Consider the following 17328-nt stretch of genomic DNA (forward strand, 5'->3'; position numbering starts at 1 on the left):
GACACTCGATAAAACCAACGGCCGCGACCAAAACCGGAATATAGCTCAAATAGAAAGCTATATCCCGAACCAGTTATATCACCGGACAAGCCGTAACAACGGACGGCAAAGGAGGGTCCAGCTGCCAATGGCTAGATTTAACCAATCGGTCATATAACACCACATTGACCGTCGCAGCCAAATTCATACATCCCCAGGTCGGAATATAAACCACATCGCGACACCAGTTCAGCAACGATTTATCCACCGATCCATCTTCAGGCCCAAAAATATAAAAGGCTTTTTTCGGATGTTGATATTCCGGCAACGCTATTGCTCCCGGGACTAACTCAATCGCAACTGGCGTCGCGTCTTTAGGTAAAACACTTCGTAGATCATCAACCCCCAGCGCCGGGATCCGCTGATGAACTTTTTTAGTATCAGTCACATAGCGACTCGCCCGAAAATAACGAGTTCCCGTATAAAAGATGGAAGACGCCCCGTAACACCCCGCCGCCCGCAGCACGGAGCCCACATTTTCCGGTGACTTAGGATTAACCAGACCAATACAGGCAAATGCACTCGCTGCCTGCTGCGTAACCTCTTTAACCATTATTCAGCAACTCTATTAAATCAATCACAGCCGCATTACACCGGGAAATGTAATTAGCCATCACCAGCGAATGATTCGCCAGTACTCCAAATCCACTACCGTTTAAAACCATCGGACTCCACATGGGCTGCTGAGTTGCTTCTAATTCCCGAATAATCTGCCGCATACTTACCACCGCATTTTTATTTTGCAGCACATCCCGAAAATCAATATCAACTGCTTTCATCAGTTCCAACAATGCCCATGAAGCCCCCCGGGAACGATAAAAAACATCATCGAGCTGAAACCAGCTGGTTTTCTCCTGTGAATTTTCAACGGATGGAGAATCTGGCGTATCACTGAGTGACGTATTCAGCCGAGCTCGGCCAACACTAGCACTGAGCTGTTGTGAAAGAGACCCCAAACGATTCTGAACTTCCCGTAACCAATCAACAAGATTATCCGCTCGGGCATAAAAATAGGCCTGTTTCGCGCCAGTCAGCGATAACCGATGCCTGTAACTTTCCAGCAGTTTGATCCCCTTGCCGTATTCACTTTCCGCACTCGGGAAAATCCAGCTCTGATGATCAATATAAAATTTCGGCTGGGCAATCTTCAAATCAGCATCTTCTTCAGATTGGCTTTGACTACGGCTGAAATCTTTACGCATAATCAAAGACATATCGCGAATTTGAGTCAGTGCACCTAACTCCCAGGCCGGCATGTTATCCATAAACACCGAGGGGGGCATCACATCGTTACTCAAATAGCCTCCGGGTTTATCTAATAAGACCTGCATCATATGGATCAATGTTGTGGTGGTCACAAATCCCGGTACGATAGGTTCGTTGATCTGCGTTGATACCTGTTTCGAATAACGTTCGACATCAAATGGATCAGGCTCCTGGCTCCAGTAAACACTGATCCCATAAAACAGAATCACGATGATTAAAATGGCACCAAGGATCAATTTATTACGTTTTGACCAGGACCACGTCATATTTTATCTCCACTAATTAGGTCAAATTTATTGTGAAAACATCTATATTAATCCTTTTCATCTTACCACTGCTTCGGTATGTTGGAGACACCCAATCCATCCAAAGGAAGCGCGATGAAAAAGCTCAATAATGAATCACAACTGCTCAAAAAAGCGCTTGTCATAGGTCAAGCCTATGCGATCCAACGGGGATACGCTAAATTTCCAGCCGGCGTTTCAGAGCGTGACAAAGTAGAAATACTTTATCGCTTGCTCGTTGCCGATAAGCGTATCACGCCACTTGCAGAAGACAAACTCAATGGACCTGAAATGCGCCATAAATTAGTTCTCTGGCTCGTCAAACAACTTCCGGAAGACCATCCCTTAGTCACGGCGAATTAATCTTCTCTTGAGGCGTCAAATGACGCCTTTTCAATTTTTTAGCGGTTATATCTACGGCACCGCTTTGACTTAAACCTATTTAAAATGTGATGAATGCCATAAAACTGAAATTTGCGATCAATAGAATCAATAAACTACAGTCCTTTGCCCGGCTCATCTCTCAGGTAACTTTTACTATTAAAACCATCAACAAAGCATGATTTACGGATAGGTATGACATTCAAAAGTATGAGTATTTTTACCCTTCTTTCATCATAATTAGCGATTTCTATTCATTTTTTAACCTGCTCTAATAACTCCATAAGGATAGATGAAGTGGATGTATAAATATCATGGAAGGATACTCAAGTTTACCCCAACTCTTTGATGACCAATATCATGGACGAGTGGGCTCACAAGAACGTCTACTCACAATCCTTGAATGCAGTAACAATGCTTATTGGGAACTTGATGTACCCACTTTACAGGTTCTCTATGCCTGGTCATTTTGGAACCCGAGAAACCAAAGCTTTAAACCCATGTACGCCAACAGCTCACTGTCTGTGATTCAGGAATATATCCATCCGGAAGATCTGGGTAAATTTACGGAAGCGTTTCAATCCTATCTTCAAGGTAAAATTTCTATTTTCGAGCGAACATTTCGCTATCGAACCAATGATGAACATCCCTGGCGCTGGTTGCATTGTCGGGGACGTATGATTCAAAGAGATCCCCAAGGTTATCCTAAAACCATTGCGGGGATCTATCAGGATGTCAGTTACGAGCAGGCCCAGCAGAAGCAACTCAGCCAGATGGCCATGTGTGATCCGTTAACCGGACTTCCCAATCGCTATGCACTTCAGCATGATTTTAATCGCCATCGTACTGATCATCCCAATCAGCCTCTGGCTTTGTTTTATCTAGACTTGGATGGCTTCAAAGAAGTCAATGATAAAATAAACCATCGGGCCGGAGATCAATTATTGTGTCAACTGGCCCAGAAACTCTCTCAGCAAACCCGCCTGCAGGAACAGATCTACCGGATCGGGGGCGATGAGTTTGCACTGGTAGTTTTTAATTTTGAACAGATCAGTGACCTCCAAATACTAGCCGAACGGATCCGCCAACAGTTCAACCAGCACCATGTCGTCATTCATGGCCGAACCATCCATGTTGGGATCAGCATCGGTATCGCCACTTTACGGGTGGAAGACACACTGGATACCCTGCTTGAAAGAGCGGATACCCGGATGTATCAAGTCAAACACAATGGCAAAAATGGCTATCAATATCGCGTTTCAGTCAAGTGATGATGGCTGTTGATACAGATGAATATCCCGCTGAGGGAATGGGATCGATAACCCTTCTTGATCAAAGCGTAATTTCACTTGTCGGGTAATATCCCAATACACATCCCAATAGGCTTCGGTTCTAGCCCAGGGGCGCACCACGAAATCCAACGATGATTCCCCCAAGCGCATTAATTTAATTAAGGGTTCCGGCTCACGTAAAACATCCGGATGCTGATTCACAATATCTTTCAGAATTTGCTCGGCTCGGGCAATATCATCACTATAACTAATGGAAAATTCCATATCGACCCGACGAACTCGTTCCGCCGTAATATTGTTAATCGTACTTCCCCATATTTTATTATTGGGTACCATAATTTTCTGATTATCAAAGGTTCGGATCGTGGTATTGACTAAACTCATATAACTCACTTTACCAGACACACCTCCGGCTTCCACATAATCGCCCACATCAAACGGACGGTAAATCAGGATCATCATTCCCGAGGCAAAGTTAGACAACGTATCCTGCAGAGCAAAACCGATCACAATACCGGCCACGCCCAATCCAGCCAACACCGGCCCCAAATCCAGTCCCAATTGGGCACAAGCCAATAAGATCCCCATTAGCATCACCGCTTTACCCGATGTTGCAATGAAAAATTCCTGAACCAAAGTCGACATCCGGGAGTGCTTCGAGCGAACCATTTTACTGACCAAAGATTTCATCATTCGGGACAAGCCGTAAAAAAATACCATCAGTAATATAAAAACCAGAGCCCGAGGCAGTAAGATCCGTAAATTCTGGATCAACCACTGATCACTATTGGAAAAAACACTGCGCAGAAATGACCAGACACTATCACTGTTCACCACTAAATCCGACAATTCACCAGTTGCTTCAAAGGTCAATTGCGTATAGTGGCTGGTATCTACATTTTGTTCTTTGAGCAGCGGGATCAGTCGTTTAATATTTTTACTAAATGTATGGCTAATGCGTTGTTGCAAGACAAACCGGGATTCAACCTCACTTTGCATCGATTTACTCAAGCCCCCCAACTCTTCTTTAAGTTGTTCGGATTGCCGCAAACTCGCCTGCAAAAAACTAGCTAACTCAATGGCATATTGCTCCAAACGATACCGATAACGTTTTTTTAGAACAGCGGCATCATCGCCTTGAATTAAATGTAAAACGCGATTTTTTTGCAGATAAAGGCTGGTTTGATAATCGATGCCCACCGAAATGGTCACCCAAGTTAATGGCTGGCTAGCCGATGAAACGACTTCAAAACTATGAAACAGATCGATAATCAAAGCGGTAGAACGTTTTTCCTGCTGATCCAAAATCAGCAGATTCTGTCTTAATAGTTGCTGACTTTGTTCCGGATGACTTTTCCCTTCATCACTCTCCACAAACGCTTCAATTTTCTGCCCCATATAATCGACTGTCGAAAAGATTTGCTGTAACAACATACCCCGAGTCATTGTCGATTTCGTTTTTTCCCACGATTGTTCCAGTTCATTCAACGCCTTCTGCTCGGAGCGAATATGTTCAGACAACGATGCGAACTGGCTGGGTTGTACTTCAGCCCTCACCGGTATCGAAAGCATCAAACAAAACAGACCGAATAACCCAAATTTTTGCCAGGATTGCATCACGATTTAAACTCAATAAGCCATTTAAAACTGGAATATCAGCCTAGCACAGGCCTTTTCAGATCCCTATGCCTATTTAAGAATCTATTTATAAAACAATCCAGATACCAATTCATTTGCTATGCTCTGATATAAGTTTTGTTATTCCTATCAGTCAGCTATTCGGGAAATACACTGTGGCTATAACCCCTTCACAAACACCCTGGAAAAAGCATTTACACGAAATTATCTACGAAGCAGATACTCCAGCCGGAAAACTATTCGACATTATTCTCATCATCGGGATCATCACCAGTGTCATCGTTATCATGCTAGAGAGTGTCCAACAAGTCCGTATGGAATTTGGGACAATACTGCATGTTTTTGAGTGGATATTTACCGTTGCATTCACCATTGAATATATTCTGCGGCTGATTAGTGTTCAAAGACCCTGGCTTTATATGCGCAGTTTTTTCGGCATTGTCGATCTACTTTCGATTTTACCCACTTATATTGGATTCATCTTTGTCGGCTCGCACTACCTGATCAGCATTCGGATCCTACGCTTACTCCGGATTTTTCGAATACTTAAACTCGCACAGTATCTGCGAGAGGCCAAAACACTCCGCCAGGCCCTCTCAGCCAGTAGCCACAAAATTAGTGTGTTTCTATTAGCCGTCTTTTCACTGGTTATTATTCTCGGCTGTGTCATGTATCTAATAGAGGGGCCTGAACACGGCTTTAACAATATCCCGGAAGCGGTCTATTGGGCGATCGTAACACTGACTACCGTGGGATATGGTGATATTGCTCCCATGACCGTTTTGGGGAAAATCATCGCATCCCTGATCATGATTATCGGTTACGGGATTATTGCCGTACCTACGGGGATCGTGACCGTAGAACTGAGTCAGGCACAGCGACAACAAAACAAAGAAGTATCCACTCAGGCCTGCCCTAACTGCAGTGCAGAAGGGCACGATACGGATGCCCGTTTCTGCAAATACTGTGGAAGTAAACTTTAATGCAGAACGCTGATCGGAGCATGCCCCCGATCACAATAGACCATCGTATCTTTAAACGGCGTTATTCATCCGAATCTAAGGGATCTTCTACGATGGGTTTAGGTTTACGTTTCATCGGTGCATCACCGATCTCAACCCCCTCATGATAAACCCGATTGCGTTCTCCTTTCGCTTTGAAAGATTTAGTCACCGGTTTCTGCTTCAAGGTGCGATGTTGCGTAATAGCTTTGTGACGCGTCGCTTTAGGCTTAAGCCCCTTGAACTTACCTTCTAAACCTTCAAGAGTGGAAAACTGGATATGATCCCGATTTAAAAACTGCTTCAACAATAAAAATTGAGGCCAATCCTTAGGTCCAACCAGCGAACAAGCTAGCCCTTGACGACCCGCTCGGCCCGTCCGCCCCACTCGGTGAATATATTCTTCCGCATGTTTTGGCAGATCAAAATTCACCACCAGCCCCACATTCGAAATATCGAGTCCTCGAGAGGCCAGATCTGTCGTCACCAGCACCTGCTGATGGCCCCGGGCAAATTGATCCATAATTCGATTACGCGTTCCCTGATTTAACTCTCCGCTTAATGCCGCGCAGCGCAATCCCTGTTGTTCAAGCAAATCAGCGAGCCGGGACGTATCCTGTCGGGTCGCCGTAAAGACAATCGCTTGCTCATCCTGCAACCGTCCCATCAATGCTTTAAGTAATGCTTCTTTATGATCCAGATGATCTGACAAATAAAACTGCTGGACGATATCCGTATTGCCTTCAAAACCGATCCCTACCGCAATCCGTTCCGGTTCTTTAAGAAGTTCCAACGCCATTTCATTAAGCTCTAAGTTATCCAGCGTTGCTGAAAACATGAGAGTCTGTCGTTTCCGATGACTGGCAGCCTGAGAAATCATTTTAAGCTGCGCCGCAAATCCCAGATCAAGCATCCGATCCGCTTCATCAAAAATCAGCAGTTCCAATCCTTCTAAATACAGATGACGCTGCAACAGATGATCGGCCAGTCGTCCCGGGGTAGCCACAATCACATGCGGCTGACGTCGCAATGCAACGGCTTGATCATTAAAATTTTCCCCGCCACACAGTAAAATTCCACGCCCTTGCCCAACGCTCAGAAATAATCGCAACTGTGCATAGACCTGCCGGGCTAACTCCCGGGTTGGCGTTAAGATCACGGCCCGAGGATCGCGACGACTCAATGCCCGCACCCGGAACAAACGCTGCATCAAAGGAACCAAATAGGCAAGTGTTTTACCAGAACCGGTCTTAGAAGATGCAATCAGATCCCGCCCAGCCATAGCCGCAGGAATGGCTTCAGACTGGATCTCAGTCGGTTCATTAAATCCTAAATGCTGAATGGCCCGGATAATCCGAGCATCAAGACCAAATTCACTAAATTGCAAGAGATATACCTTCATGATGAGCAGAGTGTGAATTATAGCGAGTTGCCACAAGGTGTACAGAAAATCACGTCACTCTCACCGAAATGCCCTATCTTTTGACCCCAAAAACAGATTTATCGTTTCAAATAAGCTATGCGAAGCCAACCTCAGTTCAGCTTCAACACACCGGGAACCCATATGCGAGCTATTGGCGGAGATCCGGTCTTAACCAGTAACTTTTATAAATATTGTCTATACTCAATACACACTTCAAATTATGGTCGTAAATAGCTGGCGGAGACGAAAATGAATCAAAACTTGCGGTTAGTCATTGGCAATAAGAACTATTCATCCTGGTCCTTATGCCCTTGGCTGTTACTGCGCTATTTCGATATTCCGTTTATCGAACAGCAAGTTAGTTTAGCCTCAGCTGATTTTAAAAATCAGGTCAAAGATCTGTCCCCTACAGGACAGGTACCGGTACTCTGGTCCGATAATCATCCCATTTGGGAATCACTGGCTATTTGTGAATGGATTAATGAATCGTGTCTGGATGGTCAGGCGTGGCCGGCCCGTCCCTATTTACGCGCTTTAGGCCGCTCCATGTGTGCAGAAATACATTCCAGCTTTATGATGATGCGCCGCCTGATGCCAATGAATTGCCGGGCCCGAATTGCAATTCCCGATATGCCGACAGCCTTGGCGAATGAAATTATCCGAATCGAAGAACTCTGGCAACAAGCTCTGGATACGAGTGGCGGCCCGTGGTTATTAGGTGCATTTTCGATCGCCGACTGTATGTATGCACAAGTGGTTCTGCGACTTCAAACATACGGCGTTGAAATTGAAGAACCCTTGGCAAGTTATTGTAATATGCTGCGTAAAACACCGGCTGTCGATGAATGGCTAGCGGATGCCTACCAAGAAGTTGAAGTCATTGAATCCGTGGAACAGCTTTACAATAATAATCAATAAAACAGCAACGAATCATAGCAGGCAGAATGGCGCAGGTGTATTTAACAACAAATGATAATAATTATCATTTGCAATTTTAAAATAACGCTGTAGACTAAAACTTACTTAAGGTCGTCCGGCATCTTAGATTTAAGCGGCACACTTAAATCGCTGGTTAAGTAATCATGGTGATTCATGCATGATTTACGACGCACTCTCTTGATACTACACCTCACATGTAGTTCAAAGCACTTGCTCCATGATTGTCTGTAAATTGTAGACAGCCGCCCTCATTTGAGGCGCGGCTTTTCTTTGTCCGACAACCCGCCTCAAAAGAATAATCGAGGTTGCTTAAGCCAGCAATTGACGCGCCGCTGCAATAACCGCGGTTACCGCTCGCTGCTCCGTTTGCGCCATCAACGTTTCATCCGGGATCTCCTGCTGAGCCCGATTCACAATAACGCCCGCAATCATCGCAGCTTTCAAACCACTACTCGCACACATCGTCAGCAGTGTTGCCGATTCCATTTCATAATTAAGCACGCCCAGTGATTGCCATTCTTTGAGTGACCCACGAAAACGCGCATTGACTCGTCCCGTATAGGTATCATATCGCTCTTGCCCTGGATAAAAGGTATCGGAAGATGCCGTAATTCCGACATGAGCTTGATAGCCCAGTTGTTCGGCACTTCTGACTAATGCCTGAGTCGCATAAAAATCGGCAACAGCTGGATATTCTAAGGGTGCAAAGTGTTGACTGGCCCCATCTAAACGAACCGAGCCGGTGGTAATAATTAAATCACCCACTTGAATATGAGGTGCAATCGCCCCAGTCGTCCCTACCCGTAAAAACGTCCGAATCCCTAATTGGGCCAGTTCTTCAACCGCAATGGATGTCGATGGTCCGCCGATACCAGTCGAACAGATGATGATCGGAACGTCACCTAAATAGGCTCTAGCCGAAGTAAATTCTCGCGTACGAGCCAGAATTTGAGATCGTTCCAATTGCCCAGCAATTCGCTCAACCCGAGCGGGATCTCCAGGAATAATAGCCAACGTAGCTCCCGCGATATCATGCTCATTGAGACCTAAATGGAAAACACTTGCTTGACCCATGCTCACTCCTTTTTATTAAGCAAAAACATAGTATACATAAACCCTGAAGGCTGTTGATCTTTCATCGTTATTTTTGCATCTGAGCTTCATTTCAGTTTGACAGCATTGAGGATGACCGTCATCGCATACAACATCCAATCCAGTCTTTTTTTCAATGCAATCCAGATCAATCCATCTTCACTTCAGATGAGTCTTATCCTCTTTGCCATATCCAATAACTGATAAAACCAATCCATGACACAATTAGCAGTCCCCATCCCAGCCAAGCTGATACCGAAAAATGGTGATCTTCATGAACGCTATCCACCCTTGACGCATTCTGCAGTTGTGGCTCGCTGTTGGTCACTTTTTTACGCTGTTTATTTCGTTCTCTAGCCAGAGCTTTTTGTTGTTTTTTATATTGATCAATCCCTTTACGGATCCCTTCTTCTACCAGTTTTGTCTGCGCCTTGGTTTGTCCCGGTCGCTGATTGGCCTTGGCTAAAGCGGTGGCCTGTTCCTTGGTTTGTTGGGAGACATCGGCCGCTTTTGCTTTATTCATCTACTATCCTTATCCAAATAACCTAACATTATATAGTGCCATAATCAGAGCGAGGGCCCAAACGGCCCCGTCCATATTGAGAGATCAATCCGTTAGAACATATGCCAAAGACAACGCAGGGACGATGATTTTTTGACAATTTACTTTGTAGCAGACAAGCATCAACCGCCCCTAGCCTTTCGTATAAACTTTCTCTATCATGTGCCAAATTCATTACTCAGAGGCTTTATGAAAACTCCACTTCTGGGTGCACAGATGCTCCTTGTCGCATTTGGTGCAACCACCCTGGTTCCCCTGTTAACGGGAATCGATCCGCGGCTTGCTCTTCTTGGTGCCGGGATCGGTACTTTAATCTTTCAAATTTGTACAAAACGACAAATCCCCATTTTCCTCGGTAGTTCCTTCGCTTTTATCGCCCCCATTATTCTCGGTACCCAACAATTTGGTTTTTCTTCCACACTCTCCGGTTTAGCTGCAGCAGGATTCGTTTTTATTCTCATTAGTGCGATCGTCAAACTGCGCGGCGTAGCCGTCATAGAACGATTTTTGCCTCCTGTCGTCGTAGGGCCAGTCATCATGGTCATTGGTCTGGCTCTGGCTCCGACAGCAGTGACAATGGCTTTGGGTAAAGCGGGGGATGGTACACAACTGGTTGATCCAAATTACGCGCTTATGATTTCGGGAGCTTCACTCGCAACAACCGTCATCATCTCTATCTTTGGACGAGGATTGATTCGGCTGATGCCAATCATTTCTGGGGTCGCAGTCGGTTACATTCTCAGCTTGTTCTTGGGAATTGTCGATTTCACACCGGTATTAAAAGCCCAATGGATTGATATTCCGAAATTTATCACTCCAACCTTTAACTGGCAGGCCATCCTCTATATCGCTCCTGTGGGTCTAATCGTCACTATCGAACATTTTGGTGATATTTTGGCGATCAGTAATGTCACCGGGAAAAACTTCATTGAAAAACCCGGAATCCACCGTTCATTATTAGGCGATGGACTCGCGACTATTTGTGCTTCATTATTCGGTGCCCCTCCCGTAGTCAGTTATGGTGAAGTGACCGGTGCCGTCAGCCTGCTGAAAACTTATAATCCAGTGATCATGACTTGGTCAGCGGTCTTTGCCATCGCTTTAGCCTTTGTGGGCAAAACAGGAACTTTCTTATTATCCATTCCAATTCCGGTTATGGGCGGGATCATGTGTTTACTATTTGGAGCCATTGCAACCATTGGTCTGAATACATTGATCCACAAGCGTGTTGATCTCTCTATTCCGCGCAACATGGTTATCGTCTCGGTCACACTCGTTTTCGGGATCGGTCAAATGGCTATTGGCTTTGGTGATTTTGCACTGAAAGGCGTCGGGCTATGTGGCATCGTCGCCATATTGCTGAATATCATTCTTCCTCAAGCAAAACCCGCAGTCAAAACAACCCTTTAATACCTCAACAAGGCTATCCCTTGATAGCCTTGTTTCATTTCAAAAAATACCGCCTAAATAGCCTATAATTTGGCAGAGTTATTTAGCGACAATCCCAGCAAACTCACGTATCCTTAGCGCGATATTGAAGGGGAATAAATTATGTTACAAATCGGTCGCATTCAGCCATTGCTATTGGTCCAAATAGATCGCCAACAGGCGACCTTGCAATCCACTGATCAGCGTCAACTTTTCATGCCCGCATCCGAGTTACCTCCAGAAGCTCAAGTCGGCCAGCAAATCACCGTTTTTGTCTATACGGATCACCAAGAACAGCTCACGGCCACCACCCGACTTCCAAAAGCTCAGGTGGGTGACGTCGCTTGGTTACCGGTTGTTGCAGTACATCAGTCCGGGGCCTTTCTCGATATGGGGATTGCCAAAGATCTGTTTGTGGCTGAACGAGAACAGTTTGACCCCATGCGTGTTGGGCAAAGCTATGCCGTCTATTTGTACATTGATTCTTTGGGTCGTTTAGCCGGAACACCCCATATTGAAGAGCATCTGGACCACGACCCTTCCTATCCCCCGGGAACCGCTGTGAATGGCCTTATCATCCGCCGTTCAGAACTCGGATATCAAGTCGTCGTTGATGGTCGTTATCTGGGAATGTTGTATCACAATGAGCTGTTCCAGCGAGTCACTCTAGGTCAGGAAATCACGGTTTATGTCTATAAAATCCGTGAAGATGGCCGGATTGATTTACGCCTTCAGGCTCCCGGCGATTATCAGTTAGATGAACTCCAGCAACAAATTTTAGACCGTCTAAAACAGGATGGAGGATATTTGGCCATCGGTGATAAAAGTGATCCTAAATTAATTGCTGCCGTTTTTGGCGTGAGTAAAGGTCAGTATAAAAAAGCCGTAGGGCATCTCTATCGCAAAAAACTGATTAAAATAAGTGAACGCGGTATTTTACTGATCGAACAATAAGTTTAACCTGCAACAGGATCGATATGCTCAGTTATCGTCATTCATTCCACGCTGGCAATTTTGCCGATGTTTTAAAACATCTCACATTGCAGCGCATTCTCAATTACCTGACTCAAAAATCAAAGCCTCTAGTCTACGTTGATAGCCATGCCGGAGCAGGCGGATATCAACTGACCAGTGCCGAAGCACAAAAAACAGCAGAATATCAACAGGGGATCGGCCGACTCTGGCAGCGGGATGATCTGCCAGAATTATTAGCCGAGTACTGCCAGCTAGTGATGCAATTCAATAACCAACAGCCCCAATTGCGCCGCTATCCGGGCTCGCCTTGGATCGCGGCTCAATGTTTGCGAGAACAAGATAAACTGTTTTTACACGAACTCCATCCCAAAGACAGCCAAACGTTAACCGAACTATTCCGCAAAGATCGACGCTGTAAAGTCATTGCTGCCGATGGTTTTAAAGGTAGCTTAGGCTTTTTCCCACCCACAAGTCGTCGCGGACTACTGTTGATCGATCCGAGTTATGAAATTAAAGATGATTACCAAAAAGTAGTCACACTGATCAGTGAAGCGCATAAACGTTTTGCAACGGGGTGTATTGCCTTATGGTATCCCGTCGTGGATCGATACCGTATTAATCAACTGGAAAAACAACTACAAGATAGCGGAATTCAAAATATTCAACTCTTTGAGTTAGGCCAGCGTCATGACAATAATCACTTTGGAATGACCTCCAGCGGCATGATTGTGGTTAATCCTCCGTGGACTCTTAAAGCTGATCTGGAAAGCACGTTGCCGTGGCTTAGCCATGAACTGGGAATGACCGGCGAGGGTTACTATCGCAGTGAACAACTAGTCGCAGAATAACCCGTCTCATTCCTCAATGAAAGCGGGCTATCATCGATAGTCCCCTTTCATATTTCGACTCAATCCACTCCATATTTTGTTCGCATTCGATGATGTGAAATTTATTTTATTTCAGACAATTTTTACTTTACGGGAATAAAAAAAAGTTCGACTATTCATAAAAGACTGTTGACCTTTGTTCACTTGCTTTAATGTTCAAAATCCGTTTAATTTGAACGAAATTAAACCACACAGTTCAACAATCCCGAGTACCGATACATCTTGATTAAAAATGAATTTGACTTTTTTGATTAATATATCAATTATGGCCGCCAAACTTTTTATAGGATCTGTTGATGAGTCCTAAATAATCAGAGAGCTAGATTCATTCACTGTCACCGCCAGCAGAGGGACTGACATTCTATTTTGCACCCACACTTTCGTATCTGTTTGTCGATCGATGTGATGCCGATAGCCAAACCCGCTACAGACTCTGACAATGCAATAAGTATTAATTCACTTTGCCGTTGTAGCTTAAGCGGATGTTTGTCTCCAGCGTCCGGGCTATCTCAATCACAAACATCAATGAGGATGAATAGGCTCTATGTTAAAACCCCGGCTACTTAACCACCCTTGGTTTAGTCCCCGACGAGAAATAGCACGAACGCTGGTCGTTCGTTTCCTATCTAGTATTCAAGGCGCCCAACTTATCTTAAAACAACCCGAGATGACGGATGAAGTCATGGGGGATAAGCAATCTTCGCTACAGATCCACATCGAAATCCGCGATCCATGTGTATTTGAACGCATGATCGGCGGGGGAAGTATTGCTGCTGCTGAAACTTATATTGAAGGATTATGGCGAACCGATGCACTGCATGCATTATTAACGGTATTAGCTCACAATCAATCTAAATTGGACCGTCTGGATGCCGGGATCTCGTGGATTTCAGATTTTACCACCGCGCTACGCCATCGTTTGCGGCAGAATCGTAAATCGACTATAAAACGGACTCTCCTCGCCCATTACAATTTAAATCATCTTTTCTACGCTTCTTTTTTAGATCCCTACATGCAGTTTTCCAGCGCACTGTATACGGATCTCGCAACTGAAAACCCCGAAGCGTCACTGGAACAGGCCCAACTGCAAAAATTAGAGCGGATTTGCCAACAGCTCAAACTATCCAAACAAGACCATCTACTGGAAATCGGTTCAGGTTGGGGCGGTTTGGCTATTTATGCAGCTCAACATTATGGCTGTCAAGTCACCACCACCACCACATCTGATCTACAATACCAACATTGCTGCGAACAAGTTCATAAACTCGGCTTGGGTCAACAAATCCAAGTGTTAAGCCGGGATTATCGCGACCTTTACGGTAAGTTTGACAAAGTGGTGTCTGTAGAAATGCTTGAAACTGTAGGCGAAAATAACCTGCCTCAGTTTATTCGGTTATGTAGTGAACGGCTCAAAAGCGGCGGTATTATGGTCTTACAGACGGTCACTATTTCTGATCACCGCTACGACAGTTATCGCAAAAGTACGGATTTTATCCAACAACTGATCTTCCCAGGGACGTTTCTGCCGGCCGAGTCACCGCTCAAGGCCATGTTTGTGAAAAATCATCTGAAAATTGTCGATGAACTGGATATGCGACTTAATTACGCGCTCACGTTACAAGCCTGGCATCGACGGCTCACGGGATTTCGAGAACAAAATCCACAAAAAACCGGATTCAATAGCCAGTTTTTCCGACTTTGGCATTTTTATATGGCCTATTGTGAAGCGGGTTTTATCAGCGGCAATACCCATGCATGGCAATTTACTCTGGAACATAAACCCAATGGCAAACCTCGAAATCATCGCGGCCATTAAGGGTAATATGAGGTTCGTGATTTAAATCAGACAAGAGCTGACGTTGTGTATCGAATAACGTCAGCTTTATGAACTCACCTTTAAGTAATGTTGGATCTGAGACGAAGCCGGAAATTTGAGCAATTGCTCCGGACTACATTGCTGAACCACGCGTCCTTCATCAATAAATGCCACTTCATCAGCAATCGCCATTGCATCTTGCCACTGATGAGTCACCAGCAAAACGGCTAAATGGTGCTCCCGGCAGAGTTCACTCACTAATCGTAAACTTTCGTCACGTAAAATAGGATCAAGAGCACTGAATGGCTCATCTAATAACAAAATAGGGCGTTCTCGCAACAGTGCCCGAGCGAGTGCCGCCCGCTGTCGTTGCCCTCCGGAAAGATCACCGGGAAACTTCGCCATTAAATCAACAATATCTAAACGTTCAGCCACTTCTTTGATTTTTTGTCGCTGCTCGTCATTCAGTCGCAAAGAACGGTGCAAAGCTAGCGCCAGATTCTGCATCACATTCAAATGTTCAAATAAATTATGCTGCTGAAACAAGCTGCTTACCGGACGCTGCGCAACGGGAAGCCCTTGCAACGACTGTCCCTGCCAACTCAGTTGCCCTTGAGCCTTGATAAATCCAGCAATCATGGCCAATAACGTTGATTTACCACAACCACTTTGCCCAAGTACGGCAACAATCTGACCGGCATGACAGCTAAAATCGTAACAAAATTCATGTTCACCACGCCTGGCTATCAAGGCCTTAACGTCTAACATGGCTCCCCTTACAGGCAATATATTCAAATCCTGCAAAAATAATAACACACACCCATAATAACCATAGGCCCGTCAGACTGGCCCTAGCATATTGGTAATGGCCTAATTGCTGATAGAGCATCATCGGCAACGTGACCCGATCCACATCCCCCAGCAAAGCAACCACCCCCATATCGCCTAACGACAAGACCAACACAAACGCACTGGTCAATGCCAATGGTCGCGCTAAAATCGGGGCATAAATCACGCGCCAACGAACCCAAACAGATAAATGGAGTTCTGCTAATAACACCTGATAATGACGTTGCAGTTGACTCAATGCCGGACGCATCAACCGAATGGCAAACGGCAGCGCCATTAAGGCATGGATCAGCGCAATCAAGGCCATAGAATGCCCTTGAAATCCCCGCTGCCACAACCAGAAAAAAAGCCCCGTCGAAACCACCATCGCCGGAAATAACAATAAAGATGATGCTAATAATTGCGCTATCGAATCCAGATATCGAAATTGCTGTTGTTGCCAACTGAATACAATTAACATCAGCAAAGCAGTCAGAAATATCCCGCAGAATAACCAGCTCAGAAGAGCTATTTGCACACTCAATAACGTCGATGATATCAGCGTTGAAAACTCAATAGCGCTTAGTGTCAGTGACGCTAATGGACTGACCATCCCCACGAACACTGAGCCGAAAAAGATCATACAAACTACGGCGTATCCTTTAAGCCCATAACGTTCCCAAGGCTGAATAACCGGCTCATAATCATGAGCCTTGGCCACATCAGACGCCGCTTGTCGTTGTTTTAACAGATAAAATAGCAATAATCCGATCAATAACTGCAATAATGCACACACCAGCGCAAAATCTGGTTCAAAATCATAACGGAGGGCCTGATAGATAGCGACTTCCAACGTTGCCGATGCCGGGCCTCCTCCCAATGCCAGAACGATAGTAAAGCTACCGAAGCACAGCATAAAAACCAACAACCCGCTGCTAAGCAAGCCACTCTGCAATAAGGGCCATTCCAGATATCGAAAACGTTGCCAACTAGACAACCCCAACTGCTCTGCCTGTTGCCACTGCGCCGGGGCAATCGATTGCCATAACAGATAACTATGGCGCATAAACAGGGGGATGTTTAAAAATAAATGGGCAATCAAGATCCCGGTCAAACCATAAAGAGGTTGATGCCACAATCCTAACTGACTCCAGAATCCATCCTGACCAAAAGCCCCGATCACACCGAGGACCACCAAAATCACCGGTGCAACAAAGCAAACACTGGCAAAGGCTAGCCAATATTGCAGCCCTTTGGGCTTCAAATAGAATAAACAGCGCCCAAGCAATATCCCGGCGATCAACGATAAAATAGCGGAGATAAAAGCCTGATAACAGCTAAACCAGAGAATATGCCAAAGATAAGGATCCGATAATTCGGACCAATCGAGTCCCTGCCCCGCCTGCAGTAATCCCCAACCACTAAGCCATAAAATTCCGCCGATCCCCACCAAGGAAATCAGTAATGCTAACCCCAT

At 45.2% G+C, this 17328-nt stretch carries 16 protein-coding genes; 8 read left to right on the forward strand and 8 right to left on the reverse strand.

The window, feature by feature from the left end; genetic code table 11:
- Positions 1-73: 73 nt before the first annotated feature.
- Together ABUE20_RS17080 and ABUE20_RS17085 are read right to left on the reverse strand one after the other, a co-directional pair.
- On the reverse strand, positions 74-592 hold the full coding sequence (locus ABUE20_RS17080; RefSeq protein ID WP_408621161.1) for an RNA methyltransferase: 519 nt from the start codon (positions 590-592) through the stop codon (positions 74-76).
- A complete protein-coding gene (locus ABUE20_RS17085) occupies positions 585-1571 on the reverse strand; it encodes a DUF2333 family protein (RefSeq protein ID WP_408621162.1) in 987 nt (328 codons plus the stop codon). Before ABUE20_RS17085 ends, ABUE20_RS17080 begins: the two co-directional genes overlap by 8 nt.
- A 114-nt stretch (positions 1572-1685) precedes the next feature.
- On the opposite strand from ABUE20_RS17085, the gene ABUE20_RS17090 reads away from it, so the two are divergent.
- On the forward strand, positions 1686-1952 hold the full coding sequence (locus ABUE20_RS17090) for a DUF5062 family protein (RefSeq protein WP_408621163.1): 267 nt from the start codon (positions 1686-1688) through the stop codon (positions 1950-1952).
- A gap of 332 nt (positions 1953-2284) precedes the next feature.
- Positions 2285-3241 (forward strand): sensor domain-containing diguanylate cyclase, encoded by a 957-nt coding sequence (locus tag ABUE20_RS17095; RefSeq protein ID WP_408621164.1) that lies wholly within the window; start codon positions 2285-2287, stop codon positions 3239-3241.
- Here ABUE20_RS17095 and ABUE20_RS17100 read toward each other — a convergent pair.
- Positions 3230-4879: a mechanosensitive ion channel family protein gene (locus tag ABUE20_RS17100; protein ID WP_408621190.1), complete on the reverse strand. Its 1650-nt coding sequence runs from the start codon at positions 4877-4879 to the stop codon at positions 3230-3232. The two genes, ABUE20_RS17095 and ABUE20_RS17100, sit on opposite strands and share 12 nt — an antisense overlap.
- Positions 4880-5055: 176 nt before the next feature.
- Between ABUE20_RS17100 and ABUE20_RS17105 the strand changes: the two genes are divergently transcribed.
- Entirely contained in the window at positions 5056-5883 is an 828-nt protein-coding gene (locus tag ABUE20_RS17105; RefSeq protein WP_408621165.1) for an ion transporter, read from the forward strand.
- Between the two features lie 61 nt (positions 5884-5944).
- On the opposite strand, the gene ABUE20_RS17110 is transcribed toward ABUE20_RS17105, so the two are convergent.
- Entirely contained in the window at positions 5945-7288 is a 1344-nt protein-coding gene (locus ABUE20_RS17110) for a DEAD/DEAH box helicase (protein ID WP_408621166.1), read from the reverse strand.
- Positions 7289-7573: 285 nt separating this feature from the next.
- On the opposite strand from ABUE20_RS17110, the gene ABUE20_RS17115 reads away from it, so the two are divergent.
- Positions 7574-8242 carry a glutathione S-transferase family protein gene (locus ABUE20_RS17115; protein ID WP_408621167.1) on the forward strand — a complete coding sequence of 223 codons (669 nt, stop codon included), beginning with the start codon at positions 7574-7576 and terminating at the stop codon, positions 8240-8242.
- Positions 8243-8572: 330 nt separating this feature from the next.
- Here ABUE20_RS17115 and udp read toward each other — a convergent pair whose 3' ends face one another.
- Together udp and ABUE20_RS17125 are read right to left on the reverse strand one after the other, a co-directional pair.
- Complete coding sequence (gene udp / locus ABUE20_RS17120; protein WP_408621168.1) at positions 8573-9337, reverse strand: uridine phosphorylase; 765 nt, start codon at positions 9335-9337, stop codon at positions 8573-8575.
- Positions 9338-9530: 193 nt separating this feature from the next.
- A complete protein-coding gene (locus ABUE20_RS17125) occupies positions 9531-9878 on the reverse strand; it encodes a DUF2956 domain-containing protein (RefSeq protein WP_408621169.1) in 348 nt (115 codons plus the stop codon).
- 228 nt (positions 9879-10106) lie between these two features.
- Here ABUE20_RS17125 and ABUE20_RS17130 point away from each other — a divergent pair, with 228 nt between their 5' ends.
- The 4 genes from ABUE20_RS17130 to ABUE20_RS17145 all read left to right on the forward strand — a co-directional run bounded on the left by ABUE20_RS17130 (position 10107) and on the right by ABUE20_RS17145 (position 15023).
- Positions 10107-11327: a uracil-xanthine permease family protein gene (locus tag ABUE20_RS17130; RefSeq protein ID WP_408621170.1), complete on the forward strand. Its 1221-nt coding sequence runs from the start codon at positions 10107-10109 to the stop codon at positions 11325-11327.
- A 141-nt stretch (positions 11328-11468) separates the two neighbouring features.
- Complete coding sequence (locus ABUE20_RS17135; protein WP_408621171.1) at positions 11469-12299, forward strand: CvfB family protein; 831 nt, start codon at positions 11469-11471, stop codon at positions 12297-12299.
- Between the two features lie 23 nt (positions 12300-12322).
- A complete protein-coding gene (locus tag ABUE20_RS17140; RefSeq protein ID WP_408621172.1) occupies positions 12323-13168 on the forward strand; it encodes a 23S rRNA (adenine(2030)-N(6))-methyltransferase RlmJ in 846 nt (281 codons plus the stop codon).
- Between the two features lie 583 nt (positions 13169-13751).
- Complete coding sequence (locus tag ABUE20_RS17145) at positions 13752-15023, forward strand: class I SAM-dependent methyltransferase (RefSeq protein ID WP_408621173.1); 1272 nt, start codon at positions 13752-13754, stop codon at positions 15021-15023.
- 66 nt (positions 15024-15089) lie between these two features.
- Here the strand turns inward: ABUE20_RS17145 and thiQ are convergent, their stop codons facing one another.
- Together thiQ and ABUE20_RS17155 are read right to left on the reverse strand one after the other, a co-directional pair.
- Positions 15090-15791: a thiamine ABC transporter ATP-binding protein gene (gene thiQ / locus ABUE20_RS17150; RefSeq protein WP_408621174.1), complete on the reverse strand. Its 702-nt coding sequence runs from the start codon at positions 15789-15791 to the stop codon at positions 15090-15092.
- Complete coding sequence (locus ABUE20_RS17155) at positions 15778-17328, reverse strand: ABC transporter permease subunit (protein WP_408621175.1); 1551 nt, start codon at positions 17326-17328, stop codon at positions 15778-15780. Before ABUE20_RS17155 ends, thiQ begins: the two co-directional genes overlap by 14 nt.

The organism is Celerinatantimonas marina (genome assembly GCF_046054165.1).
Taxonomy (GTDB): Bacteria; Pseudomonadota; Gammaproteobacteria; order Enterobacterales; family Celerinatantimonadaceae; genus Celerinatantimonas.

Coding starts and splice junctions, on each gene's coding strand:
- ABUE20_RS17145 (WP_408621173.1), top strand. CDS start 13,752: ATGTTAAAACCCCGGCTACTTAACCACCCTTGGTTTAGTCCCCGACGA.
- ABUE20_RS17100 (WP_408621190.1), bottom strand. CDS start 4,879: ATGCAATCCTGGCAAAAATTTGGGTTATTCGGTCTGTTTTGTTTGATG.
- thiQ (WP_408621174.1), bottom strand. CDS start 15,791: ATGTTAGACGTTAAGGCCTTGATAGCCAGGCGTGGTGAACATGAATTT.
- ABUE20_RS17085 (WP_408621162.1), bottom strand. CDS start 1,571: ATGACGTGGTCCTGGTCAAAACGTAATAAATTGATCCTTGGTGCCATT.
- ABUE20_RS17130 (WP_408621170.1), top strand. CDS start 10,107: ATGAAAACTCCACTTCTGGGTGCACAGATGCTCCTTGTCGCATTTGGT.
- ABUE20_RS17095 (WP_408621164.1), top strand. CDS start 2,285: ATGGAAGGATACTCAAGTTTACCCCAACTCTTTGATGACCAATATCAT.
- ABUE20_RS17080 (WP_408621161.1), bottom strand. CDS start 592: ATGGTTAAAGAGGTTACGCAGCAGGCAGCGAGTGCATTTGCCTGTATT.
- udp (WP_408621168.1), bottom strand. CDS start 9,337: ATGGGTCAAGCAAGTGTTTTCCATTTAGGTCTCAATGAGCATGATATC.
- ABUE20_RS17115 (WP_408621167.1), top strand. CDS start 7,574: ATGAATCAAAACTTGCGGTTAGTCATTGGCAATAAGAACTATTCATCC.
- ABUE20_RS17135 (WP_408621171.1), top strand. CDS start 11,469: ATGTTACAAATCGGTCGCATTCAGCCATTGCTATTGGTCCAAATAGAT.
- ABUE20_RS17140 (WP_408621172.1), top strand. CDS start 12,323: ATGCTCAGTTATCGTCATTCATTCCACGCTGGCAATTTTGCCGATGTT.
- ABUE20_RS17090 (WP_408621163.1), top strand. CDS start 1,686: ATGAAAAAGCTCAATAATGAATCACAACTGCTCAAAAAAGCGCTTGTC.
- ABUE20_RS17155 (WP_408621175.1), bottom strand. CDS start 17,328: ATGGGGTTAGCATTACTGATTTCCTTGGTGGGGATCGGCGGAATTTTA.
- ABUE20_RS17125 (WP_408621169.1), bottom strand. CDS start 9,878: ATGAATAAAGCAAAAGCGGCCGATGTCTCCCAACAAACCAAGGAACAG.